22 protein-coding genes are annotated in these 25,956 nt (G+C 45.2%); 17 read left to right on the top strand and 5 right to left on the bottom strand.

What is annotated here, in order from left to right; translation table 11 throughout:
* From Q0986_RS16275 to Q0986_RS16265, 3 genes are all read left to right on the top strand, one after another.
* Positions 1-606, top strand: a 606-nt coding sequence (locus Q0986_RS16275) for an ATP-binding cassette domain-containing protein (protein ID WP_299412687.1), incomplete at its 5' end; no start/stop codon positions are given.
* A 785-nt stretch (positions 607-1,391) separates the two neighbouring features.
* Positions 1,392-2,231, top strand: coding sequence for a sulfotransferase (locus Q0986_RS16270; RefSeq protein ID WP_366918608.1), 840 nt, complete (start codon positions 1,392-1,394; stop codon positions 2,229-2,231).
* Between the two features lie 48 nt (positions 2,232-2,279).
* Positions 2,280-3,113, top strand: coding sequence for a sulfotransferase (locus Q0986_RS16265; RefSeq protein ID WP_299412680.1), 834 nt, complete (start codon positions 2,280-2,282; stop codon positions 3,111-3,113).
* A gap of 131 nt (positions 3,114-3,244) precedes the next feature.
* Here the strand turns inward: Q0986_RS16265 and Q0986_RS16260 are convergent, their stop codons facing one another.
* Both Q0986_RS16260 and Q0986_RS16255 read right to left on the bottom strand, forming a co-directional pair.
* Entirely contained in the window at positions 3,245-3,496 is a 252-nt protein-coding gene (locus tag Q0986_RS16260; protein ID WP_299412675.1) for a DUF3303 family protein, read from the bottom strand.
* Between the two features lie 15 nt (positions 3,497-3,511).
* Positions 3,512-4,378: a methylated-DNA--[protein]-cysteine S-methyltransferase gene (locus Q0986_RS16255; RefSeq protein ID WP_299412672.1), complete on the bottom strand. Its 867-nt coding sequence runs from the start codon at positions 4,376-4,378 to the stop codon at positions 3,512-3,514.
* Positions 4,379-5,910: 1,532 nt separating this feature from the next.
* Between Q0986_RS16255 and Q0986_RS16250 the strand changes: the two genes are divergently transcribed.
* From Q0986_RS16250 to Q0986_RS16215, 8 genes are all read left to right on the top strand, one after another.
* Complete coding sequence (locus Q0986_RS16250) at positions 5,911-6,369, top strand: hypothetical protein (protein WP_299412667.1); 459 nt, start codon at positions 5,911-5,913, stop codon at positions 6,367-6,369.
* 426 nt (positions 6,370-6,795) lie between these two features.
* The gene (locus Q0986_RS16245; protein ID WP_299412663.1) at positions 6,796-7,635 is read left to right on the top strand and encodes a hypothetical protein; all 840 of its coding nucleotides are present in this window, start codon (positions 6,796-6,798) and stop codon (positions 7,633-7,635) included.
* 83 nt (positions 7,636-7,718) lie between these two features.
* The gene (locus tag Q0986_RS16240) at positions 7,719-9,254 is read left to right on the top strand and encodes a protein phosphatase 2C domain-containing protein (RefSeq protein WP_299412660.1); all 1,536 of its coding nucleotides are present in this window, start codon (positions 7,719-7,721) and stop codon (positions 9,252-9,254) included.
* 27 nt (positions 9,255-9,281) lie between these two features.
* Complete coding sequence (locus Q0986_RS16235) at positions 9,282-11,678, top strand: hypothetical protein (RefSeq protein WP_299412657.1); 2,397 nt, start codon at positions 9,282-9,284, stop codon at positions 11,676-11,678.
* A gap of 510 nt (positions 11,679-12,188) precedes the next feature.
* Entirely contained in the window at positions 12,189-12,854 is a 666-nt protein-coding gene (locus tag Q0986_RS16230) for a HEAT repeat domain-containing protein (RefSeq protein WP_299412652.1), read from the top strand.
* Positions 12,844-13,527, top strand: a complete 684-nt coding sequence (locus tag Q0986_RS16225; protein ID WP_299412647.1) for an SDR family NAD(P)-dependent oxidoreductase — start codon at positions 12,844-12,846, stop codon at positions 13,525-13,527. Before Q0986_RS16230 ends, Q0986_RS16225 begins: the two co-directional genes overlap by 11 nt.
* A gap of 71 nt (positions 13,528-13,598) precedes the next feature.
* Positions 13,599-14,096: a tRNA (adenosine(37)-N6)-threonylcarbamoyltransferase complex ATPase subunit type 1 TsaE gene (tsaE, locus tag Q0986_RS16220; protein ID WP_299412612.1), complete on the top strand. Its 498-nt coding sequence runs from the start codon at positions 13,599-13,601 to the stop codon at positions 14,094-14,096.
* Between the two features lie 77 nt (positions 14,097-14,173).
* Positions 14,174-14,701, top strand: a complete 528-nt coding sequence (locus Q0986_RS16215) for a DUF2062 domain-containing protein (protein WP_299412610.1) — start codon at positions 14,174-14,176, stop codon at positions 14,699-14,701.
* 185 nt (positions 14,702-14,886) lie between these two features.
* Here Q0986_RS16215 and ppk1 read toward each other — a convergent pair whose 3' ends face one another.
* Entirely contained in the window at positions 14,887-17,100 is a 2,214-nt protein-coding gene (gene ppk1, locus Q0986_RS16210) for a polyphosphate kinase 1 (RefSeq protein WP_299412695.1), read from the bottom strand.
* A gap of 700 nt (positions 17,101-17,800) precedes the next feature.
* Between ppk1 and Q0986_RS16205 the strand changes: the two genes are divergently transcribed.
* On the top strand, positions 17,801-18,487 hold the full coding sequence (locus Q0986_RS16205) for a hypothetical protein (RefSeq protein ID WP_299412607.1): 687 nt from the start codon (positions 17,801-17,803) through the stop codon (positions 18,485-18,487).
* Between the two features lie 5 nt (positions 18,488-18,492).
* On the opposite strand, the gene Q0986_RS16200 is transcribed toward Q0986_RS16205, so the two are convergent.
* Entirely contained in the window at positions 18,493-20,712 is a 2,220-nt protein-coding gene (locus Q0986_RS16200; protein ID WP_299412604.1) for a transglycosylase SLT domain-containing protein, read from the bottom strand.
* Between the two features lie 165 nt (positions 20,713-20,877).
* On the opposite strand from Q0986_RS16200, the gene Q0986_RS16195 reads away from it, so the two are divergent.
* On the top strand, positions 20,878-21,255 hold the full coding sequence (locus Q0986_RS16195) for a hypothetical protein (RefSeq protein ID WP_299412601.1): 378 nt from the start codon (positions 20,878-20,880) through the stop codon (positions 21,253-21,255).
* 12 nt (positions 21,256-21,267) lie between these two features.
* Here Q0986_RS16195 and Q0986_RS16190 read toward each other — a convergent pair whose 3' ends face one another.
* Positions 21,268-21,822: a hypothetical protein gene (locus tag Q0986_RS16190; protein ID WP_299412599.1), complete on the bottom strand. Its 555-nt coding sequence runs from the start codon at positions 21,820-21,822 to the stop codon at positions 21,268-21,270.
* 27 nt (positions 21,823-21,849) lie between these two features.
* On the opposite strand from Q0986_RS16190, the gene Q0986_RS16185 reads away from it, so the two are divergent.
* The 4 genes from Q0986_RS16185 to Q0986_RS16170 all read left to right on the top strand — a co-directional run bounded on the left by Q0986_RS16185 (position 21,850) and on the right by Q0986_RS16170 (position 25,955).
* Complete coding sequence (locus tag Q0986_RS16185; RefSeq protein WP_299412595.1) at positions 21,850-22,059, top strand: hypothetical protein; 210 nt, start codon at positions 21,850-21,852, stop codon at positions 22,057-22,059.
* Between the two features lie 22 nt (positions 22,060-22,081).
* Positions 22,082-23,086: a M23 family metallopeptidase gene (locus tag Q0986_RS16180; protein ID WP_299412591.1), complete on the top strand. Its 1,005-nt coding sequence runs from the start codon at positions 22,082-22,084 to the stop codon at positions 23,084-23,086.
* Between the two features lie 128 nt (positions 23,087-23,214).
* Positions 23,215-24,624 (top strand): aminopeptidase P family protein, encoded by a 1,410-nt coding sequence (locus Q0986_RS16175; RefSeq protein ID WP_299412587.1) that lies wholly within the window; start codon positions 23,215-23,217, stop codon positions 24,622-24,624.
* A 164-nt stretch (positions 24,625-24,788) separates the two neighbouring features.
* The gene (locus tag Q0986_RS16170; protein WP_299412582.1) at positions 24,789-25,955 is read left to right on the top strand and encodes a glycosyltransferase family 1 protein; all 1,167 of its coding nucleotides are present in this window, start codon (positions 24,789-24,791) and stop codon (positions 25,953-25,955) included.
* Position 25,956: the final 1 nt, after the last annotated feature.

Genomic DNA, 25,956 nt, shown 5'->3' with positions numbered 1-25,956 from the left:
GCGGGTGAAATTGTGATTCTCACGGGTCCTTCTGGATCAGGGAAGACAACATTACTCACATTACTGGGAGGCTTAAGGGCAGCCCAAAGCGGCAGTCTCCAGATCCTTGACCAGGAAATGCTGGGAGCCTCGAAGCAGCAGCTCAGCCAACTCCGCTGTCATATTGGCTATATTTTTCAGGCCCACAATCTGATGAGCTTTCTAACGGCCCAGCAAAATGTGCGTATGTCCCTGGAACTACATGACGCTTTTTTGGAGCAAGACTTAGATGCGATCGCAGCCAACATTCTCAGCGCAGTCGGCTTAGAGGAACGCATCAACTACTATCCCGACGAACTTTCCGGGGGACAACGCCAGCGAGTCGCTATTGCCCGTGCCCTCGCCAGCCATCCTAAAATCATCCTGGCGGACGAACCCACTGCCGCTCTGGATAAAAAGTCTGGACGGGACGTGGTTGAGATTATGCAAAAACTTGCCCGAGAACAGGGCTGTACTATTCTTCTGGTCACCCACGACAACCGAATTTTGGACATTGCCGATCGGATTATCTATATGGAAGATGGACGGTTAGCCCCGATGCCGCAGATGGATGCGATCGCAGCCTAGCCAACAGTCCCCCAACGAGGAGGCAAAAGTCTTCGATTGCAAAATATCGAAAGATTGGTTTTGAATCGTTAAACGTTACTATCTTGAAATCGCACAATCCGAACTCAATAGCACTTCGTTCTTTAAGTGTAATGACAGGGCTGGATAGCTTTCCCACTCTTGACTCTATCATTTATGCTCTTATCTAACCTGCCTTCTTAAATTATCAGAATCTCCAACTTTAGTTATAGATTTAAAACCTTTATTGTCATTTGTTACTGGTATGAAATCAGAGGAATTTTTCAATCAAAAGAGAATAAATGAAACCTTAAATTAGTGTTAAACATAAATTTCACTAAGCGTAAAAAAATTAAAGTAATTTTGCGAAGAAAATTAAAAAAAGTTTTTTTTATATTGCTTCGACTATACACAAAATATGTATTTCCTAATATTTAATATCAGGAAATATCAAGCAAATCTATCGAAGAAGTCTTTTGTAGTTTCCTTCGTGCTTTTCTGGGTTGGCTTGTTTGTTTTTCATAAAATCTGTTTTTGTATTTTAAAGAGAATGATTTAATAGAGAGTATTTAAAGCCATTTTGATTATTTTGCCTTAACAAAGGCAGAAGTCTATATTTACTGACTAAACATTTACAGTATGTTTTGTATGGTTTGCATGCAAAAAAGTGATCTATGTATTGATTTTTCTATAAATAGGGGGACTTAATAGTATGACAATGCCTAACTTTCTAATTATTGGTGCTGGTAAATCTGCAACTACTTCTCTTTACTACTATTTAAAACAACATCCACAAATCTTCACTAGCCCTCGTAAAAGAACCCCGTTTTTTTGCTTATGAAGATGAAGAGTTATCTTTTCAAGATCCCAGTAGTTCGAAAATAAGTTGCGTTACGAATCTTGAGGATTATCGTTCTCTCTTCAAACAGGCATCTAATGAGATCGCGATTGGAGAAGCATCTACATGGTACTTATCCAGTCATAAAGCTCCTCAAAGGATCTATCACCACATCCCTGACGTCAAGCTAATTGCTATGTTACGAGATCCAGTAGATAGAGCTTATTCACATTTTCTCCATTTAATACGTGATAAAGTTGAGCCCATTACAAGTTTTTCGCAGGCTATGTCTGCTGAGGATCTTCGAATTGAACATAACTGGTCACCGCACTGGCATTATAAGCAACAAGGATTCTACTACTCTCACTTACAACGCTATTTTGACCTTTTCGAGCAAGATAAAATTAGAGTCTATCTCTATGAAGACTTTACTAATAATCCCGTTGAAGTGCTGAAAGATATATTCAGTTTCCTAGGTGTCGAGGAAAGTTTCGTGCCAAATATGTCTATTAAATACAATATATCTGGCTTACCTAAGAGCAACAATATACACCAGTATCTAATGAAAAGATTTTGGAACAATAAGCGACCCAAAAATGTTCTGGATCGCTTATTGAATCTGGAATTTAGTCAATATATACAGGCCAAGATTATACAACTGAATCTTAATCGAAAGCCTAAACTATCGCCTACACTAAGAAATCAATTTATTGAAGAATATCGAGAGGATATTTTGAATCTTCAAGATCTAATTGGGAGAGATCTCTCCTCGTGGTTAGCTGCAAATTAGTATAATCTGTCTAGAATTCCTGTCTGATAGTTCTTATGGATGCTAAGGATGTTCATCACAGATACATTAAAATCTTATAATTCTAAGGCAATCAAAAAGATATTAAATCTTCCTGATGCATCAAGAAGATTTCTCCAAACATATACATCTCGAATTTATCCTAATCCCATCATAATACTTGGGCATGCTAAATCTGGAACAACTGCTATTGCTAAGCTTTTAGGTGAAGTGAGTGGTAAATCTGTCACAATTGACCCGATTTTCCGGATTGATCCTGAGGGAGTGCTGAACCATCAACTTTTTAATAGAGAGCTTGCTTTATCTACCCTAGTTCAATCATATAAGTTTTACTTTTCGACACCTTTATGGAAAGATCCAAAGCTGACATTTTTTTATGATGAATTACGTCAGTTTTTCCCTTCTGCAACGTATATATTTGTTATTCGTGACCCCAGAGATACTATTCGAAGCTTCCTCAATCGTCGAGGTATTCCTGGAGATCTAGATAATTTGCCTTCGCCATTAGAAGAAAAAGCAGGTGGTATCGCGAGGCTCCCTATCGTAGCTGGGAATAATTATATAGAGCGGCTAGCCAATCGTTGGAACTGTGCAACGGATGTCTACTTAAATCACCCAGATGATTTCTGTTTAGTTCGCTACGAAGACTTTTGCTTAGATAAGCCTGGCACAATTGCTAGCCTTGCTAAAAAAGTGGGTTTACATCCAACGAATGATCTTGCTGGACACCTCAATAAACAATATCAACCTAAAGGGAACCACGCGGTAAGTTGGTCGAAATTTTATAAATCCTCGCACTTACATAGCATAGAGACTATTTGTAAGGAACGAATGGATCACTTTAACTATCAAGTTTCAAAGTAGACTAAAAAACACTCTTAATTTCTTTCTGTCGGGCTGGCAATCCATCTACTGGGACAATAGCAAATAGATCGGTTGTGTCTCCAGGTTTGGTTAGTCGAATCCTGGCAAGCTCCACTTTGCTCAGGTAAGGTCTAAGATTGTGGCTTCCCGCCAAGTTCAACCACCTCAAAGGATACCAGGTCTTCCCAGTGGGCAATCCACTCATCAAATAAGGCTGAATCAGCGGTTTCCATCAATTGAAAGCATCGATTCCCTTCCGCTTCTAGCCAGCTATCTAAATACTTTAGCCCCGGCGGTAACAGACGACCTCGCCGATAAAAACGGTCGTACGCGAGGGATCGGCAATTAGGCTTGAATGTCTCAATCACCATAAATTTTGGCATCCTCAACCTCAATAGCTATTCAGTCTTATGTTGGCTGATTTGACTGGCTTCCCAACCTAGCAGTGCTGCTTTGCGATCGCATCCCCATCGATATCCTCCCAGTTCTCCTGTTCCTCGAATCACCCGATGGCAGGGAATCAAATAGGCGATGGGATTACGGCCTACAGCGTTGCCAATGGCCCGAGCGGCAGTGGGTTTGCCAATGGCGGTGGCTAAGCCTTGGTAAGTAGTCAGTTCACCCAAGGGAATTCTGAGTAGGGCCTGCCAAACCTGAATTTGAAAGTTGGTGCCTTTGAGGTGGAGAGTTAGGAGTGAGGAACGAGAGGTGTGGAAGATTTGATTGCACACTTTCTCCGTTGCCGTTTGTTCACGAGTAATTTTGGCCTGGGGCCAGTCTGCCTGGAGCTGCTGGAGGGCGGTTTGTTCGTCGGCATTATGCAAAAACTGGATGTTGCAGATGCCACGGGAGGTAAGGGCGATCAAGCAATATCCAAAGGGGGTTTCATGGATACCGTAGTGGATGTTTAGCCCCGCCCCCCCTGCTCGGTATTCTCCGGGGGACATGGCTTCTAGGGTGACAAATAAATCGTGGAGTCGACCGGGGCTGGATAGTCCTGATTCGGCGGTTAGCGCTAGCAGGTTCTGGGACTGATCGATCCTCGATTTTGCATAGTCTAGGGTCAGGTATTGGAGAAAGCGTTTGGGGCTAATCCCCGCCCATTGGGTGAATAATCGCTGAAAGTGATAATCGCTGAGGTTGATGTGCTGGGCGATGGTGGAGAGGTTGGGTTGCTCTAGCTGATGTTGGCGGATAAAGGCAATGGCATCGGCGATGCGATCGTAGGTTTCAACATTGCTTGCGATCGTTGCAGGGGAAGGCATGTTACTGCGCAATTGTTATGTCATTTCTTTCTACGGTATCGAGAGTTGGTATCAAACACCACCCGTTTCTTGCTTAGTTAGATTCGTGAGGCTAGGGATGGTGAATACGAGTCGTAGACAGGATACACCCTTCTAGAACAGTTCTCGCTAATTCAATCAAAAATATATAGAAGTCAAAAGTAATGTAGTTTACTCAAATTTCTGAGATCACTGTCTGGGCTTAAGGGTTTAACTCAAGTTGTTGTAATAAATTCGCTACAGTCACACTATTCGCTAGTGCTTTCAGCCTCATCGTAATTCTCTGAATTGCGTAAGGTATCATTCACTGATTTTTCTACCACTAATCATAATAGTAATTCTTGGAAAGCAAAATAAAGATAATCATCTAATTATATAGACTACAAGGTATCAGCTCTAATCATAAGTACTAACATCCGATGCAGTAGTTTTCCTATAAAATCTATCTTTAGAGTTGAGATAAATATTCAATATATTATGAATTTCTTATGTCAGGACACTAAAATAGTGTTAACTCTTATTAAATATATCGACCAAAAAATAATATAATGCAATTATCTAATATGAGGGAGTATTAATTCAACTATTACTTTGTCAAAGTCATAATTTATTTTTTCTATTTTTTTATCCTGGCTTCTATTTTTCGTATTTTGATATCATTAGGAATAATTAACGTAACCGAAAAATATCTTTATTTTGTTTGATAAAGAAATAGAAGCTATCTTCTGAAAGCCATGCTAGATAAAGCTACCATAACAATTTGCCAGAAGATATAGATTAGCCTACCAGTTTGCTGATTTTTTAATTTGGAGAAAATTATATGCCAGCAGCTAAGACACCTTGGAAGTTAAGCAATCATTCTAGCCAGAGCACATATAACGATACATCCGCTGCTGTGATTGATGATCAAGCTTCCCAAGAATTAGAGATTAGTAATGTCATTGATTTTAGCAACTACCACGAAGGGAGGAAGTGTTCTCCATGGCGAGTTATTTCTTCAAATGATGGTTTGAGAGGATCTGTAGCAGCTCAGCATCCTTGGAAAGTATCTAATACACCTCTAGTAGTAGACGACAGTTATACAACAGACGATGCATCTTTCACTCCCAGTCACAACGCTCTCAACGAAGAAGCTTTAGCTTGGCGATTAGGGCAATTAACTGATGAGGTTTCTGAAGATAATAGTTCTAGGCTTCAAGAAGCCTCTAGAATTGGGAAACAAGATTTTGAAATTAATTCACCATCTCAACCCTATTCAAAGAGTTTGAATATTCAGGTTGGTAATGCAAACAGAGACTTAATTCAAATTGGCCGGGACTACATAAGATATATCAAGGTCCAAATCGACTCTGGTAATTTCGGCGTTGTTATTGTCAACACTATTGTGATTCTTTTAGTCACCGGTGGCTTGGCAGGTGGGATCTATGCACTTGCAGGTACCCCAGGCAAGACAGGCGCACAGGGGCTGCAAGGGGAACGTGGAGAGCAAGGCATTCAAGGACCTAGGGGATTGCATGGACTACAGGGAGAGCGTGGACTGCAGGGAGAGCGTGGACTACAGGGAGAACGTGGACTGCAGGGAGAGCGTGGACTACAGGGAGAGCGTGGACTACAGGGAGAACGTGGACTACAGGGAGAACGTGGACTACAGGGAGAACGTGGACTGCAGGGAGAGCGTGGACTGCAGGGAGAGCGTGGACTGCAGGGAGAACGTGGACTACAGGGAGAGCGTGGACTACAGGGAGAGCGTGGACTGCAGGGAGAGCGTGGACTACAGGGAGAACGTGGACTACAGGGAGAGCGTGGACTACAGGGAGAGCGTGGACTACAGGGAGAACGTGGACTGCAGGGAGAGCGTGGACTACAGGGAGAGCGTGGACTACAGGGAGAGCGTGGACTACAGGGAGAGCGTGGACTACGTGGACCAAGAGGGCGAGACACACGACAGACAACAACTGATTCACTTGAACTAAGGAGGCTGGAATCTGAATTTTCTACAACTGAAGAAAGTCAGAGAGTCTTGGAAGATTATTCACAAGAAACATCTAATTCAGGTGGAGCAAGATTGATATGAATCAAGTGAACGAGACGAATAGGTCAATGCAGAAAGCAAAGGCTGGTCGTGACAGCATCATAGTTGGGCATGATTATGAGAAAAAAACCACTATAAATATCAGTTTTTGGATCTCAATACTGGTAATAGTCGCGTTAGGTTCTTATGTTGCATTTAAAACTGATGCACTTGACACATTATTTCCTCGGGACGATCAGAGTACCGAGTCCATTCCTAATAAGTAAATCAAGAAATGATTTATGGGAATAAATTAGAAGCTTTCTGATCTTTACTAAAAGCCACCTACCACCTAAAAGCTGATGTATCAGCAATACAAATAGAACAAATGCCTTATCGGGAATCACTTAGCACAAGTCATCCGGGTTATCTCATTCTTCTTATAGATCAATCTGCATCAATGGCAGACCCTTTACCTGGAGGAGGTGTCAAAGCTGATGAGTGTGCCAAAGCAGTTAATAGAGTGCTTCGTGAAATCGGATTAGCTTGTACTGTAGGTGAAGATGTAAAAAATAGGTGCGACGTTTCCGTTATTAGTTATGGAGCAGAAGGAAATGCAATAAAAAATGCTCTACCTGGTTTATTAGGCTCAAAACCAATCGTTACTATGCAAGAACTAGTCAATAATGTTAAAGACATAGTAACTGTTAAAAGAAAAGTATCAGATGGAGCCGGAGGCTTAGTTGAGATTGATGATGATTTTCCAATATGGATAGAACCATCTGCCTTCGGTAGCACGCCAATGGGAATGGCTTTTCTAAGTGCTAGCAAACTTGTAGAAACTTGGACTAAAAGCCACAAGTTGAGCTTCCCACCAATTATTATTAATATTACAGATGGAGAACCTAATGATATTACAGCTGCCAAAAATGCTGCTCACAAACTAATGAATTCTAGAACTAATGACGGTCAAACCTTAGTTCTAAATATACATATTTCAGCTTCTCAATTAAATCGAGTTGAATTACCATCAAAAGTAGAAGAACTACCAGATAAATATTCTCATTTTCTATTTGATATATCTAGCGCACTACCATCAGTCATGGTTGAGCGTGCTCATGTTCTAGGGTTTAATCCAAAGCCTATGGCTAGAGGGATGGTTTATAACGCTGATGCTGAAGCGATGATTCGCTTACTAGATATTGGAACGCGTGCCAACTTAAGATAACTCTAGTTTTTAAATATCTCTACAGAAAACATTCACTAAGTTATTTACAATACTACATCTAAAAAATCAGGTATTGGATAAGAATGGATAACTTAGTTTATATATTTTCTATCCCAAAAGAAGGCGAGTCACAGGAAAATAACCAAGATGCTGCATGCTGTAACGATGGTGGTACTTTACTTGCTATAGCAGATGGCGTTTCATCCTCACTATTTTCAAAAGAATGGGCACAAATTCTAACTAGAAAGTTTTGCCAAAATACTTATATCTCTCTAAAAGCGCTCCATAAACATTGGTATTACTGGCTTCATCCTCTACAAGAAGACTGGAGAAATTTTTATCTTTCAAAAGTCGCTTCTCTACCTTGGTATGCAAAAGGATCAACTCATAAAGATCATGGTTCAGCTACTTTTTTAGGATTAAAAATACATAAATATGCAAGCAATAAAGGCTATTGGGAAGCTATTTCAATTGGAGATAGCTGCTTGTTTCAAATACACCCCAAGGAAAAAAAGATTAGCTCTTATCCACAAATAAAATCTCATGAATTTAGCAGTGTTAGTGTATGTACAAGTAGCCTTCCTGAGTATAATTCTCGCATACCAAATCTTTGGACAGGAGAATATGATAAAGGTGACTATTTTATATTAGCAACAGATGCCATTGCGCAATGGATAGTTAAGAGTTTAGAAGAGCAGAAATTTGATGAAAATTTCACCAAGATCAATAATAGTGAACAATTCTCAGACTATATAGATCATTTAAGAGTACAAAAAGAGATTCATAATGATGACACAAGTATAGTACTTGCTTTTCCTAAAAGATGCTCAATCACAAAAACAAAGCTATACTCAAATAACAAAACACAAGCTATAAATCAGCAAAATAAATTTTATTATATAACAAATACCAAGCCTATTCAACATAAGAATTGCCAATCTGAAAATTCACAAAAAACAATATTTTCTAAATTTCAGCGTATTCTTTTTGAAAAAAGAACAAAAATAGCCACCATAACCTCGGTACTATTTTTGCCTTGTAGATTATACATTTATTTACTACTGCTAGTAATTATGGTTGTTGGCATTTTTACTTTTCATAAAAAGCATTTTTTATTTGAAGCTAACTTTAACAAAAAATCAGGATACATTGAGTATTTCATAACGGAATCACGGCCATATAGAATATACCAGAAAAAGGAGTCAAAAAGCTTGTCAGAAACGCTTTCTGGGGTTCTATGGTTTAAGACCTCAGACTCTGGAACAATCTGGTTGCTTGCAGCAGATCTCGACTTTGAGTTAGCAACTAAAAAACCTGGATCTAATCTCATAAGAATTTCGCAAGCGACTCCTATTTATGAACAAAATTTTGATCTCACAACAGAATATTACCCAATAGTTGGTTACTTATTCAAAGGTTCATATTTCTACGAGACACGAGAGAAATACACTGACAATTTTAAAATATTTTTTAAAGACACTTTATCAGACAATCTTTATTGGGTAAAAATAAAGCTAGAAAAGTGTAAAAAGGGATCAGGCTATTCATTGTCTCACAGTAACACAAAAAAAGATAAAAGAAAAAGCCTCAGTAAAGATAATAATCCAAGTAGATGTTAACTACAGTTTAGGAAATACTTTAGTGTAATGACTTTAACTTATCCTACAAGAAGTGAATATGTAAGTTCGATTAAAAATCCAGAGTTCGCATTTATGAAGAAAGATATCATTACAAAAGTGGACAAATTTCTTGATAAATCTCTGGTGGCAGGACAAGTAGCTACGCTAATAAATAATGCTGGACAAGAGGTGATATGGTTCGCTTCTGGTAATTTTGCCTGTGTCTTTAAATATAAAACTTACTCACCTAACCAAACATGGGCAGTTCGATGTTTCTTGAAGAGTAAATCGGATGTGATTGAGCATTATGAAAAGCTTACTAAGTATTTTAGTAATATTTCCTGTAAGTCATATTTTGTGGATTTCAATCTTGCCAAAGAAGGTATCCGTGTAAACGGAAATATCTATCCAATTCTCAAAATGGAGTGGATAGAAGGGCAAAATCTAAAAGACACTATCAAGCATTATTTAGGTAATAGTAGGAAGTTAAGAGAGCTAGCAGATGTTTGGCTGCAGCTAACTCAAGATTTGTTTATTAATAGAATTGCTCATGGCGATTTGCAACATGGAAATATTTTAGTCCTTGAGGACAAAGGTTTTAATCTTAAATTAATTGATTATGACAGTCTCTACTTTGAAAGATACAGTGGAAAGGTTGTTGATGAAATAAAGGGGATTCCTGGATACCAACATCCTTGCAGGAACTATACTGATAACCAGTGTATTGAAATCGATTTTTTCTCTACTATAGTCATATATTTATCTATATTAGCTTTGGCAGAGTATCCTGATTTTTGGCAGACTTATAATATTGAAAATTCAGAAAGACTTCTATTTTCAGAGGCAGACTTTGTTGATCCTGATGACTCTAATTTATTCAAAAGGTTATTAGATTCAACTTTAGAAATAAGTAGTTTATCCTCAACACTGTATAGGATTTGTAAACTCACAGATATTTCTAAAATTCCTCCGCTTTTCACAGCTTTATATAGTGGTAGTATCCTAGAAGAAATACAGCCACGAATAGAACTAACACTACCTTCATCTGATGAATATTTCTATAAAGAAACTAATGATAATCATGAAAATTTATCATCTACGAATCAATTGACACCTGTTTCTAATAGAGATAGAAACATAGACTTCACTTATGATAAGCAGCAAAGAAAATCTAGTAGATTTTATTGCATAGCTAATAGTATTATTTTGCGAAGAATCTCTAGACGCTCCCTGATTAAATGGATTGGAGGTATTGCAGGCTTATTTGTTTTAGGTGGCTTGTTGTTTTCTTTCTTGGAATTAGATAAGTTGAGAGATGCAAAAGCGTTTATTGAAAAATCAGATCATTTTAAGAATTCTAAAAACTATTCTGCATGCGTATCTATGGCTCAAGATGCTCATGATATTCATGAGGCAAATTATTTCATTAGAGATAATGAGATAAAAGATAAGGCAGTGTCTCTTTTTGGGATATGTCAGTTGAAGGTGGATAGCGATCACTTATATAATGCTGGAGTATATGCAGAAGCAAATTCCTATATAGAAACTATTCAAGAAGCACAGCAAGTGACAGATTTTGATCAAGATATTTACACAAATGCTCAGGTTTTAATCAGAGACTCAGTTAATGCAATCACAAATTCTGCTGAGGAAAAATATAATCAAGGCGAACTGAAAACTGCAATTGAGAATATGACACCCTTAATAGATATTCTTATCGAGGGTAGTACTTATCATAGAAAGGCTAATAATATAGTAAATGAATGGAAATATACATGGAGTAAAAATTCCGAAAACTTCAAGATAGCCCAACATAAAGTTGTAGATTGCAAACATGTATTAGAAGCAGAGAAAATAGCAAGCTCTCTCACTACTGATTTCTATAGAAATAAGGCAGAATTTATATTTAGGATGGTTGATGATTGCAAACATGCTCCCATCCTAGAATTAGCCAAAAACTATCAAGGTGATGGGGATTATAATGCAGCTATTTCTGAATTAAAAAAAATACCTAAAAGCTCTAAGCATTTTACTAAAGCTAGTAATTTGCAAATTCTACTAAAAAGAGAATATGACAAAGTTGACTTGGACTTGAGGAGCTTTCTTAGACAGTACTTTTATCTCATTAGTAGCGACAATGATGAAAACTATGAGACTGCATTTAATAACTACCTTAGCGATAATTTTAGAAAAAAAAGAATTAGAGGTAATCCAAGCAACAAGTATAACGCATACAAACATTACTGGAGTCCGCTCGATGTTAGCTTGGTAGAAATTAATATAACTGAAGTAAGATCTAATTATATTAGAGCAAGTGTTGAAGTTGAGATTGCCAATAAAGAAACTGATGCTACTTCTCCTCAAACTTCAACTTTTGATTGGTGCTTTACGAGAACTTCTTCATCGTTCAAATTTGACAGTTGAATTATCTCTGGTTCTACCGGAGGCTTGTCATGCTTAAATCTAACTAGTGTGATATGCAACTTATGTTTGTTAGTTACTCCGCTTGTAATACTATCTATGCAAGGGTTGTAACTTGAATTGAGTATTTAGAAAGTTCTTCTTACTCTCTGCTCGGTAGCCTTCAAAGAGAGTATTCTCATTATTTCCAGGAAGAAATAGGCACTTCATGCCTGTTAAGGGACTGAAACAACGTAAACTCGTTGCAATTAAAGTTACACATCACGTTAGTAAGGTACTCTTTTGGCCACAACGTAACGGTAAGGTTGACTCAATTTAGGTAAGCCCTTGACAGAGCCGGGAGATTACTTTTGGTCCACACGCTAAGTCTATGTGCTCAGCATTTCTTATTCATAAGCTATGATTATTCATGATTTAAACCTGAATAGTTAGGAGTTTTTCTTCTAAATGTTTACTGTGAGGATTTCCCCTTCTCGCATAGAATTTGGGTAGTGACGGTTTACTGAGGGTTGTATGCCCCACCCCCAACTACAAGAACTCACCTCAAAACTCAATAGTGGGAACACGCGCGATCGCATATTGGCATTGGTCGCCTTACGAAACCTTCCTACCCCCGACGCCGTGCCGCTGATCAAGCAAGGTCTCTATGATGACGACTTGCCCGTGCGATCAATGGCCATTCGCTCATTAGTCAGCCATTCCACTGCTGAGTCCTTACCTTTATTGGTGCGCCTATTAGAAGATCCAGCGTATGAAATTCGGGCCGGGGCAGCCGGGGCCTTAGGCCAATTAGGGGATGATCGGGCCGTACAGCCGCTCACCAGAGCGTTTTTAGAAGACACTGATTGGTTGGTGCGCTTTAGCGCTGCCGTTTCCCTGGGGAATTTACAAGATCCGCGGGCCTATCAGGTGCTCTTGCAGGCTCTCAACCATCCAGAAGGAATTATTCAGCAAGCTGCGATCGCAGCCCTGGGCGAAATTAAAGCCATTGATGCTATCGACGCCTTATTGCAGTTTGTGCAATCGGAGGATTGGATGGTGCGCCAGTGTCTAGCAACGGCCTTGGGGCATCTCTCCAGTCAGAAAAGTCGGTCTGCCCTTAACTACTTAGCGAAGGACGATCATCCGCAAGTTGCCTCAGCCGCCACCACCGCCTTAGCACAACTTCATGGCGTGTAGGATTGTCATCACTGGCGTCACCCAAGGGCTGGGCAAAGCCCTGACGATTGGGTTAATTCAGCAAGGGCATACCGTCTGGGGATGTGGTCGAACAGCAACTGCCATTGATGATCTCGCCCAGCAGTTTGCTGCTCCGCACGATTTTGCAGTGGTGGATATCTCCCAGGCTCAGCAGGTCCAAGCTTGGGCCGAGCGACTTATGGAGAAGGGGGGAACGCCAGATATCGTGATTAACAATGCAGGGCAGATTAATGACGTGGCGCCACTATGGGAAATTGCAGACCAGACCATTAGCCAGGTCTTGGATGTCAATATCAAAGGTACCATCCACGTTATCCGCAGCTTTCTGCCCCGTATGGCTATACAAGGTCAGGGGATTATCGTTAATTTCAGCTCTGGATGGGGGCGATCGACATCACCTGGCGTTGCGCCTTACTGTGCGTCTAAATGGGCCATCGAAGGATTAAACCGAGCGCTGGCTCAGGAGGTGCCCGCTGGCATCGCTACGGTTGCCTTGAACCCTGGCATTATCGATACCGAAATGCTGGAAACCTGTTTCGGTGAGCAGGCCCATCATTATCCTTCGCCGACTGTATGGGCACAACAGGCCGTCCCGTTTATCCTGAATCTTTCTGCTCAGGATAATGGTCAGGCACTCACTGTTCCGCACTGAGTCAACCCCTGACGATGGCGGTGAAGACTGCTACAAAGTGAAGAATAGATTGAAATGATCGCGATATTAGCATGACCGCAGCGCCTTTTTCTTTAGCTGATTTAGCCGCTACCCAACGCTTAGGCATGATCCTGGGCCAAACCCTCCCTGCTGGCAGCGTTATTCTCCTGGAAGGGGATCTCGGATGTGGCAAAACCTCTCTGGTTCAGGGACTAGGCCGAGGGCTAGGGATTACTGATGCGATTGTGAGCCCGACGTTTACGTTGGTCAATGAGTATCATGAAGGCCGGGTTCCCCTGTATCATCTTGACCTCTACCGTTTAAACCCTCAGCAAGTTGATGAGCTGTATATAGAGACTTACTGGCAAGGGGTTGAAGTGCCTCCAGGAATAGTTGCCATCGAATGGTCTGAGCGTCTCTTGCATCGTCCATCTGCCTATTTATGGATTGAACTCCAGCATCAAGCAGCGTCTAGACAAGCTGCGGTGAGCACAGTAGGGAATGTTCAATGCCCTGATATCCCCCAATTACGACGTGCCATAGAGGACAATCCTGACGAGTGCCTTTAGATGTCGAGGGTTGGGTATATTGAGCTGGGATATCGAATCTATGGGGAAACCGTCTTGTTGTGCGGTGACGAAACGGCATGCATCAGCCTAAACATCCTTTGAGACGACAACGCTTGCGAGGGCCACGGGCGCGCAAGCGTATGACTTGGCAACGACGGGGCCGCTACTTCTATTTACGATTTATCCGCTTGCAAGGCAGTCCAGATGCGATCGCACGCGGTCTGGCAGTGGGTGCTTTTGCAGGTATGTTCCCTATTTTTGGATTTCAGATCCTTTTCGGTGTCTTTTTAGCTGCCTGGGTGCGTGGAAACAAGTTAACTGCAGCAGCGGCCACTTGGATTAGTAATCCCTTTACTTACTTACCCCTTTTTGCCTTCAACTTTCGGGTGGGCCAATGGTTGTTGCAGGCCAAGGAATTTGAGTTTGGGCAGCTCCAACAATTGCACTGGCAAGAACTTTTGGCCCTAGGACCGAATTTTATCGCAACTTGGTTGGCAGGCTGTTTTGTGATGGGGTGTTTAGCGGGTGTAATTGGTTACATCGTTGGCCTATGGCTTATTCTGCGCTTAAGACAGAACCACTCTTCTCGCCAGGGCAAAGGTTAAGGAGCCGTGCTTGGACAGATCTGCTGAGCAAATCCACTACACTAAACAAACAGCGTTGAACGGTACAGTTACATTCAATGGTTGCCAATGCCCTCCACTGGACCACCTGGGACCTTAATGCCATGCCGGATGAGGGTGGTTGGAAACGGTATGCAATTGTTCTGCTAGTGAGATGGGGAAACGCTCTAATGCAAAAGGCAGTGGGCATACTGAGTTGTTCTCTGCATAAATAACTCATGGGTGGATCGTTCAGCCTCATCTGGTCCAGGACGACGCTGAATAAAGGTTCCATCTGGCTGTAAATCCCAGGCTTGGCGATTATCAGAGAGCATAATCTCTAGTAACTCCCGTAGCTCCGCGACCAGGGCTGGATCCTCAATGGGGACAACCGCCTCCACCCGGCGGTCCAAATTACGCTGACGCCAGTCCGCACTGCCAATTAATACCGTTGGTTGTCCTTGGTTATGAAAATAAAAAATGCGGTCATGCTCCAAAAAGCGACCAATAATACTGATGACGCTAATATTGGTGCTGACTCCCTCTATGCCAGGCTTAAGACTGCAAATCCCCCGGACGATTAGCTTGATTTTGACGCCTGCTTGAGAGGCTCGATAGAGGGCTCGGATGATTTTCGGATCGACAAGGGAATTCATCTTGGCGATGATGCGACCCGCATTCCCTTGCCGTTGGTGATCCACTTCGCGATCAATCAATTCCAAGATGCGATCGCGCAAATTCACTGGAGCCACCAACAGCTTGCGATAGCTCTGATGCCGAGAAAAGCCCGTTAGGTAGTTAAACAGATCCGTCAGATCGGCCCCCAGTTCATCTCGACAGCTCAGCAACCCTAAGTCCGTGTAGAGGCGAGCCGTTTTCGGATTATAGTTCCCCGTGCCAATATGGACATAACGGCGAATCTGCTTGCCTTCCCGCCGCACCACCAGGGCAATTTTGGTATGCGTTTTAAGCCCTACGAGTCCATAGACCACATGGACGCCAACTTTTTCTAACTTTCTGGCCCAGACAATATTATTCTCTTCATCAAACCGAGCTTTGAGTTCCACCAGGGCCACCACCTGCTTACCGTTCTCCGCTGCCGCTATCAAACTGCTAACAATGGGAGAACTGGCCAGGCCGCCATCGCCTGCAGTGCGATAAAGGGTCATCTTAATCGTCAGCACATTCGGATCATGAGCGGCCTGGGTAATAAATTTTTGCACCGTGGCCGTAAAGGAATCGTAGGGATGATGAACAAGGAGATCGCCCCCCCGAATCACTGAGAAAATGTCGGTGGGATGTTCCTTGATACTTTTCTCCGCATGCCCATTGACCGTCGCCACCGGCACTTCTAGCGGCTCCACCTTGCGGAGCCGTGATGGCACGATCGGAGTCCAAGGGGCCTGCTGTAAATGGGGGAAAGGCAGAAACGCCAGCCCCATCAGATCATTCAAACTTAGCAATCCATCAATGTGATAGACGTCGCTTTCTTCTAGTCCCAGCTCACGCATCAGAGTGCGACTAATATACTCTGGTGTCCCCGTTTGAATCTCCATCCGCACCACAAAGCCGAAGCGGCGCTTCCGCAGTTCTTCTTCAATCGCCAAGAGCAGATCGTCGGCTTCATCCTCCTCTAGTTCAATATCTGCATTACGGGTAATGCGGAACGGATAACAGGCTTGAATGGTCATACCCGGAAATAGAAACTCCAGATTTTGAGCAATGACTTGCTCAATGGGGACGCCGCTCCAACGACAGATAGAATCACTACAGCTGTCTGCGGGCAGCTTGATAAACCGAGGCAACATACTGGGTACTTTGACGCGGGCGAAATGACCATCCCCCGTTTGCGTATCCTTGACCAAAACCGCCAGATTCAGACTGAGGTTGGAAATATAGGGAAAGGGATGTCCCGGATCAACGGCGAGGGGGGTTAATACAGGAAAGATCTGATCCAGAAAATATTGATGGAGAAAGGCAACTTGCTGAGGATTGAGATTGGCATAATCGAGTAAGCAAATATTTTCTTTGGCCAGCTCAGGTTTCAGGAACGCCGTAAAGTACTGATGTTGCTCTTGAATTTCGGGTTTTAGCTCTTGATGGATGGCATCAAGTTGCGCTTGGGGAGTTAATCCATCCAGAGATCGCTGGGTCACTTGAGCTGCAATTTGTTGCTTGAGTCCAGCCACACGGACCATAAAATACTCATCTAAATTAGAGCTATAGATGGCCATGAATTTTAGCCGTTCTAACAGCAGCGTGCGTTCATCAAAGGCTTCATGGAGAACCCGTTGGTTAAATCGTAGCCAGCTAATTTCACGATTAAGATAATAGGCTGGATCCCGAAGATTAATGGGATCGGTAGACGATGTAGCGGGGCTATTCGGTGTTTCGGCACGCATGGGCACAGCCCCCTTATCGTTGGCCTGCGCCTTACCGTTAGCCTGAATGGCAGCAATAAGTCGATTGGCCTCAGCTTGGGTCACCGAACTACTGGGGGTGGTGGCCTCAATTTGCAATTGATGACTCAGGGCCAGAATCTCTTGAGAACTGAGGTGCAGTGATCGGGCTAGAGCATAAATTCGAACAGTATCGGTACCCATTAGGTTGCTGAATTAGATTAAGGATGGGGTGGGAAAAACAGGGTAGCTTCGGGATTAATTTTGCAACTTGTAGGTAAAAAATACGTTAAAACGGAACCCACAGTTGCAGTGATCGTTACATTGATTCCATGTCTTTAGCCGGAAGATTCAGCGACTTGAGACATTGAGATGCTTGGCTGAGAAAGGGTTTCGCCACCTTAGATGTTTCTGGCATGGGATGGATACTAAAGCGTTCTTTCTGATCCTAATGGAATTGAAGAAAGCCTGGGGAAAGGCCATAGATTCTTTCACCTGCATTAAAGGACTGATCATCCCTCACTCAATCGATTTTTTGGGATATTTTCTGAAAAAGGTGAAGATTTTTAGTGCGGGTCTTCATATGCCGATGCTATATTTAAAACTCTGCTGGGGGTATCCACTGAATAACAGTGGTCTGACTTGAACTGGATGTTCATATTTATTTCGCTACGACTGACTCAACAGCAGGTAGAACTCGATCATGGTCTTCACACAACCTAACCTAACCATGCCTTCTCACAATTCTGACGGCTCACTCTCAGATAGTGAACTTATTCAAACCTTTGTTGAAGGATTTGTGCAAGGTCGCCCTGTCTTGCTATCAAATGCCAATCTGCGGACAGAGCCTTTGTTTGGCAGTATGCAGCTGATTGACAATAAGGAAGGGCTAATTTCCACTGCCAATATCAAGCAAGCGCCCATCTCGGCAAAAATTCGTCCCGTTTCTGCCTATTGGGGGGAACTCCATGAAGCTATGATGGAGCAGAGCTTTTATCCACTGGCGAAGGGTGAGCAAAGTGATTGCTATATTTATCGCTATTGCGCCCCTACAGATAACCACGAGATGCACTGCACGACGGCGAAGGAGCTGTGGCGGGTTTGTTGGGGCCGAGGATATAGCGTTCGTTCGGGAATTCCCTTAGACCTGATGGTGTGGGGACAAGGTCCCACTAGCCGTCGCGAAAAATGGCATGCTCTCAGAAGTATGGAATGTGAGAATGGCCAGCTGGCTATCAAAATCCTAGGTGGAACGATTCGCGTCGACAGCCAAGACTTAGTGGTTTGGGCGAGACAAGTGGGCAATACGCGGACAACCAGAAGTTACGATCGCGAAGGCCGCAGTCCGCTTCGGGCAGGAATGCGCGGCTATCTCCGCTTGAATAATTAATCGAGCTATTTCAGGCTACTGTCGAGCTGATTGGGCTGATCTGATGGATTAGCCTGGGCTCGCATCAATTGCTGGATTTGGGGATTGTAAAGCCGTAGATAATTCCAATAGTTCTCGGAGACGGATTTGACATAGTTCTTCGTCTCGGGGAAGGGAATATCTTCCACAAACATGTCAACATCTGTGATTGCGGTCTGTTGGACCCATCGATCAACATTGCCAGGACCGGCATTGTAGCTTGCGATCGCAAGCATAGAATTGTCGTTGTAGTTGCGGTGAGTATAGTCCAAATACCAGGTCCCCAAATTGATATTGTCATCAATCCCATCAATCTCGTAAGTTTTCAGGCCTGCCTTCCCACTCACCCATTCCGCCGTCTCAGGCAACACCTGCATCAGCCCCACTGCGCCCGCTACCGAGCGAATTTTGGGCTGGAATCGGGATTCCTGTCGCATGAGGCTTAGCACCAAGAAGGGATTGAGATTGCGCTGGTTAGACCATTTACGAATGGGCGTAAAGTAGGCCAGGGGAAACAGCGCTTGCTCAAAGCCCGGATGGTCTTGCCATTGCTTGACCTGCTGCTCAGAATCCTGCTCTTCGCGAGCGCGGGTTTCTAGATTGGCCAGCATATATATGCCGTCTAAGTAATCCCGAACCCCCAATCGCAACAAGCCATCCGTCAGTTGTTCCGATAAACTCGGTTCCTGACGATTGCGAAACTCCCATTGCCATCGCTCCCAGGCGGTTTGATGCTGCCCCAGTTGATACAGTTCTTGTAGTGCAGGCGACCCTGCGGCCAAGGGCAGTTGCGTACTCGGAAACTGAATTTGCGGTTGAAAGGAGCGAATCGAGTTAAAGTCGCCTACGGTCCAGCCAGACAGCACCGCTGCCCGCCAGGCATAGTAGGAATCGGGATAGGTCTTCCACAGGGTTTGAAAGGCCGTCTGGCGCTCATCAGAGGAAGAGGCCCATTTCCCGGCCCAGAACACGGCGGCAGCAGCCTGGCGGCTATTGGGATTTTGCGCTTGAATTTGCAGCGCTAACTGGCGAGCACGGGGCAAATTGCCTGCTTGTCGCTGTTTCTCAGCCTGTTGCCAACGAAGGGCTGCGGCATCGTCCGTTTGAGAAAACTGCTCTAGCAAGGTTTGCTGGAGCGTTTGAGACGGCTGTTTGGCCTTCTGCAACCGCTGAATTCGCTCCCCAAGAACCTGGGCGGCTAAGGTGGGCTGTTGTTCTTTGCTGAGTTGAAAGGCGCGATCGTAATGCTGGGCAGCCTGGCCCAAATCTTTCTCTAGACTGGCCAGCTTGCTCAACGCTAGGGGCGTTTCCTTGGCGTTGGGATAAGCCGCAATCATTTTTTGATAGGCTGCGATCGCTTTTTTCTGTTCGCCCCCTAGTTGTAATCCCCGTGCAGCCCGATAAGCGGTTTGCGACGTCTGAGGGGCCTGGGCATAGGCCAGTGCCCCTTCCTTGTAGAGTTGCTTTTCCCAGTAGCCAAAGGCAACGATTTGCCAATCCGACGGCTTCAGCTGGGCTTTAAAATTCTGGGTCAGTTGCGTCAAATAATCCCCATAGTTGGGTAAAAACAGACCGTGCTTGGCAATTAACATCAATGGCTTCAACTGCTTGGGCTTTTTCTGCAGTTGGGCTACGGCAATCTCCACCGTTTGGGGGTGAGCCGGAAAGTCGGTGATCGCCTGCTGCCAGAGATCGGGATTTTGGTTACCCAGCACAAACAACGCTTCGGCGGCGGCGGGCTCTTGCGGATAGTCGGCCAAAATCCGCTGCCACGTTGTTTCAGCTTGCTCCGTTTGTCCAGCCTGTGTCTGGGCCTGAGCGTGCAGCACTGCAATATGGCTCGCCAGCAGCGGATAGCGCTCTTCTAATCCCTCTAGCCAGCGCAGGGCTTCTTCCCCTTGCTGAAGTTGAACGAGGTCAGCAGCTAAAACATAGCGAGCCTGATTCTGTTCTTGAGTCGTTCCCTGCTGGGCCAATTGCTTCAGAGGGTCAAGACGCTGTTGGGCAGGAATCGATCTCAAGGCCGCTAGAGCAGAATTAATCGGTGAGACCTGTTGCGATCGCGGCCGGTCAGCAGAGGGTTCCAGCTTTGGCTTCAGAAATAGCCAGGACAGGCCCAAAACCAAGACGGTACTCAACCCTAAGGATAGGGTCCAAGGGGCCAAGCGTTTCAGGATTTGGCCAAGGTGACGGGAAAAATTGCCCATGGGTCTGCAAAAGGTTAAGAAATAGGGAAACTGATTGCATTTTAGAAAATTATGCGATCTCTAGTGATGGGTCCATTGCATTTAGTGACTAAACCCGCAGCAGTTAAAGTTAACCGATTAAGATAAGAATGAATGCAGCCCTAGTTTAAGCTGAGGAGCCTTATAGTGAATTTGAACCAACCACAGCGTTTGTCTATTGGCTTGTCTGTGATTCGGTCTTGGTTAACCGTTGTGCTGATTGTGTTCGTCTTGGGAACCATTGGCTTGGGTTGGTTACTGAAATCTTTGCTAATCCTGGTAGGGCTGATTTTAATTGCGCCAGTCGTGTTGTTTGTGGGCCTCCGCTGGTGGCTGGGACGCAACTTGATTCAAGGTGTATGTCCCTCCTGTGGCAATCCCTTAACGGGGCTAAAAAATACGCAAACCACCTGTCCCTTTTGTACTCAAACCGTGGCCGTGGAAAATTCAGACTTTCAGCGTCCCACAGAGCCAGGGACCATTGACGTCCAAGCCATCGACGTTACCAGCCAAACGGTGGAGTAGAGCATTCCCTGCTTACGACGTCAGATTGGGTGGTGGTTCCGATTGGCAAGACACCGTAGTCGGATCAAGATAAATCAGTGCCCCGATGGAAAAATCAATGGCCCAGGCTCGGGTTGTGGTCAACCGCTTGGGATCTTCGCGAACGATAGCAAAAATTGCTGAGTGCTTCTGATCAGCCTGATAACAGCCCTGGCTAATCGCCAGTTCATTGCTTTGTAGCTTAGCCAGGGGTTTAATCTGAATAATTTTCCACACGGCTTTCTTCTCAGCGGTATATTTTACTAACCGTTGCAGGAATAAGTAGGATCCCTCTGGGCGATCGCACACCACACTGCCATATTCATAGGTCCCTTGTCTGCCCAAAAGGGTGTCTGCATAGCCTTGGCAAAAATCAGCAGGCAGTTCGACATATTCCTGCCCCTGCAAAAAATTAATGCAGGCCAGTGTGGGTGGTATCCCAACCATAAGTAAGCTGATCATCGCCACCGACAAGGAGTGCCCTAACCAGCGGGGCAGGGGGGACCGTGGCGGACAATCTGTAGGTATATACGTTGATGGTTTAATCATTCCTCATTCTGTGCAGATCACCGTTTTGTGACAGACCATTACGTTCAACGTCGACATATCCTTGCAGTCAAAACCTTACTGGTCACCTTTACCGAAGTCAAAGTTCTTCGTAAAAGAGAGATCGCTTTCTACGTTAATCCGGGAAAACTAAGTCTAGGGATGGTTCTAGGGCTTCCGGTATTTATTTTGCCTGCAAATGTTTTAAAGCATTCCCAATCGTCTCCTCTCTCTCAGTGACGGCTCCAGATTGTATCCGACTATGGTGGTTTCCGAAAATGGCTTGTTTGTGCCATTATGCCCGCGAATAGTCCCCTTTCTGCCAGAATTCCTCCAGGAGCAACCCGTGATCCATCAGCGCAATCAAGACAAAATTAGAGTAGGTGAAGTCCTGCTGCAAAAAGGGGTGATCAATCAAGCCCAGTTGAACGACGCGTTAGTCATTCAGCAGTCTAGCCATCAAAAACTGGGTGAAATTCTGGTGCAGCAGGGGGTGATTACCCCTCAACAAGTTCGTCTGGCCCTCAAGGAGCAAGTATGGCGTAATGTGGTGGCAACCTTCCTCTTATCTGCGAGCACGTTGTTACCTAGCTTGCCCAAAGTTATTGCTCAGATACCTGAGGCTCCCCACCATCGCCAGTACCAGCCGTTAGTTGCCCATCAAGACATCGGTGGGGGCGAATCTGAGGCCGCGGGGGGATCTTCTGTTCCGGCGGCATCCTCTTCCACGCTTCGTTACCCTGCTTTTGTGCAGTCACCACTCGCTAAGCAAGCTTCTGTCTCTTCACCCTTGAGGGGTTTTTGCCATCCCTTAAACGGTCAAGGTTGGCTGAGCCAGGGGATTCGCGGTCGGACCCACCAGGGACGCATGGAGTTTGCCTATGATCTGGCAACCAGCATTGGGACACCGGTCTATGCGATGCGGGCGGGCCAAGTGATTGCCGTCCGTGATAAGTATCCCGATACGGGCGGGGGCAAGGAAAACATTGCTCGGTTTAATTATGTTTGGATTGAGCATGATGAAGGCTATCGCACTGTATATGTCCACCTTCAGCAAGGGTTCCGGCGCCAAGTTCCAATTAAAGCGGGGGATCGCGTTGAGGCGGGACAGTTGATTGGCTACAGCGGCAATTCGGGTTGGAGTACAGGTCCCCATCTGCATGTGGAGGTCCAACAGCCGAGTGAAAGACGCAAGTTTACGAAAACGGTGCCCTTTGCGATCGCAGGAGCCTGTCACACAGAACAACTAGCCCGTACCCCCGATTAGGCAGGAAGGTTTGCGGTTTTGCTAGCCTTTTCTCCTCTAAACTGAAGCCTCTACGCTGCGGTCCAGTGCTTTTTTCCCACCTATAATTAATACCATTCATAAATTTCCTCAGTAAGGACAAGAACAGGGTGCTAACCTCCGTTGACCGCGCCTGTCTACACCACCGTCGCCAACAGCTTGCCGATTGGGTTGAAGACCCCGTCTTGCTCTGGTCGGGGACCTCCGTGTCACGGAACTTTGCCGCTAATCGGTTTCCCTTCCGGGCCAGCAGTCACTTTCTTTATTTTGCCGGGATGCCCCTTCAGAATGCAGTCATTGGTTTGGCGGCAGGGCAGCTAACCCTTTTTTGGGATGAACCCTCGCCCGAATCCACGGTATGGCACGGTCCTAGCTTGAGTCGAAGAGATGTGGCCGAGCAAATGGGCGCAGATGATCACTTGCCCCTATCAGCCGTACCCACTTGGACCCTAGCAGTGGCAACGTTACCCGCGCCCACCGCTGATAGTCTTCAACAGCAGACGGAGTGGTTGGGTCGATCGGTGAGTGGGAGCGGCTCAGGCCATCCTCAGGAATGGGATCGCCATATGGAGCGCGATCATCAACTGGCCCAAGCCATCATCCGTTTGCGGTTACAGCAGGATGATTTTGCCCTGACTCAGCTCCAACAAGCGGCCCAAATTACAGTAGAAGCTCATCTGCAAGGCATGCGGTCTACGCTGAACCACGCCTCCGAAGCGGCCCTTCGCGCTGAAATAGAATCTGTGATGATGGCGCATCAATGTCCCACGGCCTATACCAGCATCGTCACGGTTCAGGGCGAAATCCTCCATAACGATATCTATCCCCATACCTTTGCACCCGGCGATTTATTGCTGGTGGATGCAGGTGCAGAAACGCCCTTGGGGTGGGCAGCAGATGTTACTCGCACTTGGCCTGTCTCCGGTCATTTTTCCGCTACCCAGCGAGACCTGTATGACATTGTACTGGCAGCCCATGACGCTTGTATTGCCCAGATTGCGCCAGGCGTGGAGTTCCGCGATGTCCATCTTTTAGCAGCCCAGACCATCGCTTCAGGACTCGTCGATGTGGGCATTCTCAGGGGGCAGCCAGAGGATCTCGTTGAACGCGATGCCCATGCTCTCTTTTTCCCTCATGGGATTGGACACTTACTGGGACTCGATGTCCATGATATGGAAGATTTGGGGGATGGGGCAGGATATGAACCGGGGCGACAGAGATGCGATCGCATGGGGTTACGCTATCTGCGTTTAGATCGTCCCTTATGCTCCCAGATGCTGGTCACCATTGAACCTGGCTTTTACCAAATTCCGGCCCTGCTTCATAACCCTGACCTGCGCCAGCAGTATCGAGATTGCGTCAATTGGGATCGCCTGGCTCAATTTGAGGATGTCCGGGGGATCCGCATCGAAGATGATGTGCTAGTCACGTCAGAGGGAAGCCAGGTCTTAACGTCTGCTTTACCCACCCAGGCCGATGATGTGATGGCTTGCGTAAATTCTACAAGCCTCAAAGAATAGCACTTCCAAGCATTTTATGGAGATTGATGATCCGTGTTCTGACAGAAAGCAGTTCTAAACATTCCGACTTCCTGGTACTTTGAGAAAAGGCTGATAGGCCACACCCTGGGGACGCCTAATCTTAGCTGTCCTGTCCCCTTGCTCCTTTCGACGCAACTGTATCCATGCGAATTGCCTTTTTTACTGAAACCTTTCTACCTAAGGTAGATGGAATTGTCACCCGCCTCTGTCATACGGTTGCCCATTTACAAAAAGATGGCCATCAAGTGTTGGTCTTCTCCCCAGAGGGCGGTATTACGGAATATAAGGGTGCTCAAGTTCATGGGGTTTCTGCTTTCCCATTACCGCTCTATCCTGAGCTGAAGTTAGCCCTGCCTCGTCCCTCCATTGGTGACGCGCTGACTCAATTCCAGCCTGATTTGGTGCATGTGGTTAATCCGGCGGTGCTGGGATTAGCTGGACTCTTCTTTAGCAAGATGCACCGCATCCCGCTGGTGGCGTCTTATCATACCCATCTGCCCCACTATTTGAAGTATTACGGTCTGGGCATGTTTGAGGGGGTCCTGTGGGAGATGCTCAAAGCGGGCCATAATCAAGCCCTCTTAAACCTCTGCACCTCCAACGCCATGGTGGAAGAACTAGGAGAGCAAGGCATTGAACGTTTGGCGCTTTGGCAACGAGGCGTTGATATCGATACCTTTCAGCCTGAACTCGCCTCTGAAGAGATGCGGATGCTGCTCAGTCAGGGGAATCCTGACGATCCCTTATTGCTCTATGTCGGACGACTATCGGCCGAAAAAGAAATTGACCGGATTAAGCTGATTTTGGATGCCATGCCCTCAGCGCGTCTGGCTCTCGTGGGGGATGGTCCCTATCGGCAAGAGCTGGAGAAGCATTTTGCGGGCACTAAAACCTATTTTGCCGGGTATATGTCGGGTAAAACTTTGGCCGCTGCCTTTGCCTCGGCTGATTGCTTTATGTTCCCCTCCCGCACGGAAACCTTGGGTTTGGTGCTCCTAGAAGCGATGGCGGCAGGATGTCCCGTGGTGGCAGCTCGCTCGGGCGGGATTACTGATATTGTGGAAGATGAAGCCAATGGCTATCTCTTTAATCCCAACGACGATCAAGATTTTATCCAAGCCACCCAACGCTTACTCAACAACTCAGACGAGCGGGAAACTATCCGTCGCAATGCCCGAGTAGAAGCGGAACGCTGGGGTTGGGCGGCGGCGACTCGGCAATTGGAAGGCTATTACCAAACGGTGCTAGAAAAGCAGTCCACGTCTCGCGTGATGCGGACACCCTCTTCAGCCACCGTCTCCTCTAAGTAGC

It is taken from the genome of Acaryochloris sp. IP29b_bin.148 (assembly GCF_028285565.1).
In the GTDB taxonomy this organism is placed as follows: domain Bacteria; phylum Cyanobacteriota; class Cyanobacteriia; order Thermosynechococcales; family Thermosynechococcaceae; genus Acaryochloris.
This window is presented reverse-complemented; position numbering and strand designations above follow the sequence as displayed.

Excerpts from the sequence above, each read along its gene's own strand:
- Q0986_RS16205 (WP_299412607.1), top strand. The coding sequence starts at position 17,801 with ATGGTCTTCACACAACCTAACCTAACCATGCCTTCTCACAATTCTGAC.
- Q0986_RS16265 (WP_299412680.1), top strand. The coding sequence starts at position 2,280 with ATGTTCATCACAGATACATTAAAATCTTATAATTCTAAGGCAATCAAA.
- Q0986_RS16215 (WP_299412610.1), top strand. The coding sequence starts at position 14,174 with ATGCATCAGCCTAAACATCCTTTGAGACGACAACGCTTGCGAGGGCCA.
- Q0986_RS16235 (WP_299412657.1), top strand. The coding sequence starts at position 9,282 with ATGACTTTAACTTATCCTACAAGAAGTGAATATGTAAGTTCGATTAAA.
- Q0986_RS16255 (WP_299412672.1), bottom strand. The coding sequence starts at position 4,378 with ATGCCTTCCCCTGCAACGATCGCAAGCAATGTTGAAACCTACGATCGC.
- tsaE (WP_299412612.1), top strand. The coding sequence starts at position 13,599 with ATGACCGCAGCGCCTTTTTCTTTAGCTGATTTAGCCGCTACCCAACGC.
- Q0986_RS16225 (WP_299412647.1), top strand. The coding sequence starts at position 12,844 with ATGGCGTGTAGGATTGTCATCACTGGCGTCACCCAAGGGCTGGGCAAA.
- Q0986_RS16240 (WP_299412660.1), top strand. The coding sequence starts at position 7,719 with ATGGATAACTTAGTTTATATATTTTCTATCCCAAAAGAAGGCGAGTCA.
- Q0986_RS16200 (WP_299412604.1), bottom strand. The coding sequence starts at position 20,712 with ATGGGCAATTTTTCCCGTCACCTTGGCCAAATCCTGAAACGCTTGGCC.
- Q0986_RS16250 (WP_299412667.1), top strand. The coding sequence starts at position 5,911 with ATGGACTACAGGGAGAGCGTGGACTGCAGGGAGAGCGTGGACTACAGG.
- ppk1 (WP_299412695.1), bottom strand. The coding sequence starts at position 17,100 with ATGCGTGCCGAAACACCGAATAGCCCCGCTACATCGTCTACCGATCCC.
- Q0986_RS16170 (WP_299412582.1), top strand. The coding sequence starts at position 24,789 with ATGCGAATTGCCTTTTTTACTGAAACCTTTCTACCTAAGGTAGATGGA.
- Q0986_RS16245 (WP_299412663.1), top strand. The coding sequence starts at position 6,796 with ATGCCTTATCGGGAATCACTTAGCACAAGTCATCCGGGTTATCTCATT.
- Q0986_RS16190 (WP_299412599.1), bottom strand. The coding sequence starts at position 21,822 with ATGATTAAACCATCAACGTATATACCTACAGATTGTCCGCCACGGTCC.
- Q0986_RS16180 (WP_299412591.1), top strand. The coding sequence starts at position 22,082 with ATGGTGGTTTCCGAAAATGGCTTGTTTGTGCCATTATGCCCGCGAATA.
- Q0986_RS16230 (WP_299412652.1), top strand. The coding sequence starts at position 12,189 with ATGCCCCACCCCCAACTACAAGAACTCACCTCAAAACTCAATAGTGGG.
- Q0986_RS16260 (WP_299412675.1), bottom strand. The coding sequence starts at position 3,496 with ATGCCAAAATTTATGGTGATTGAGACATTCAAGCCTAATTGCCGATCC.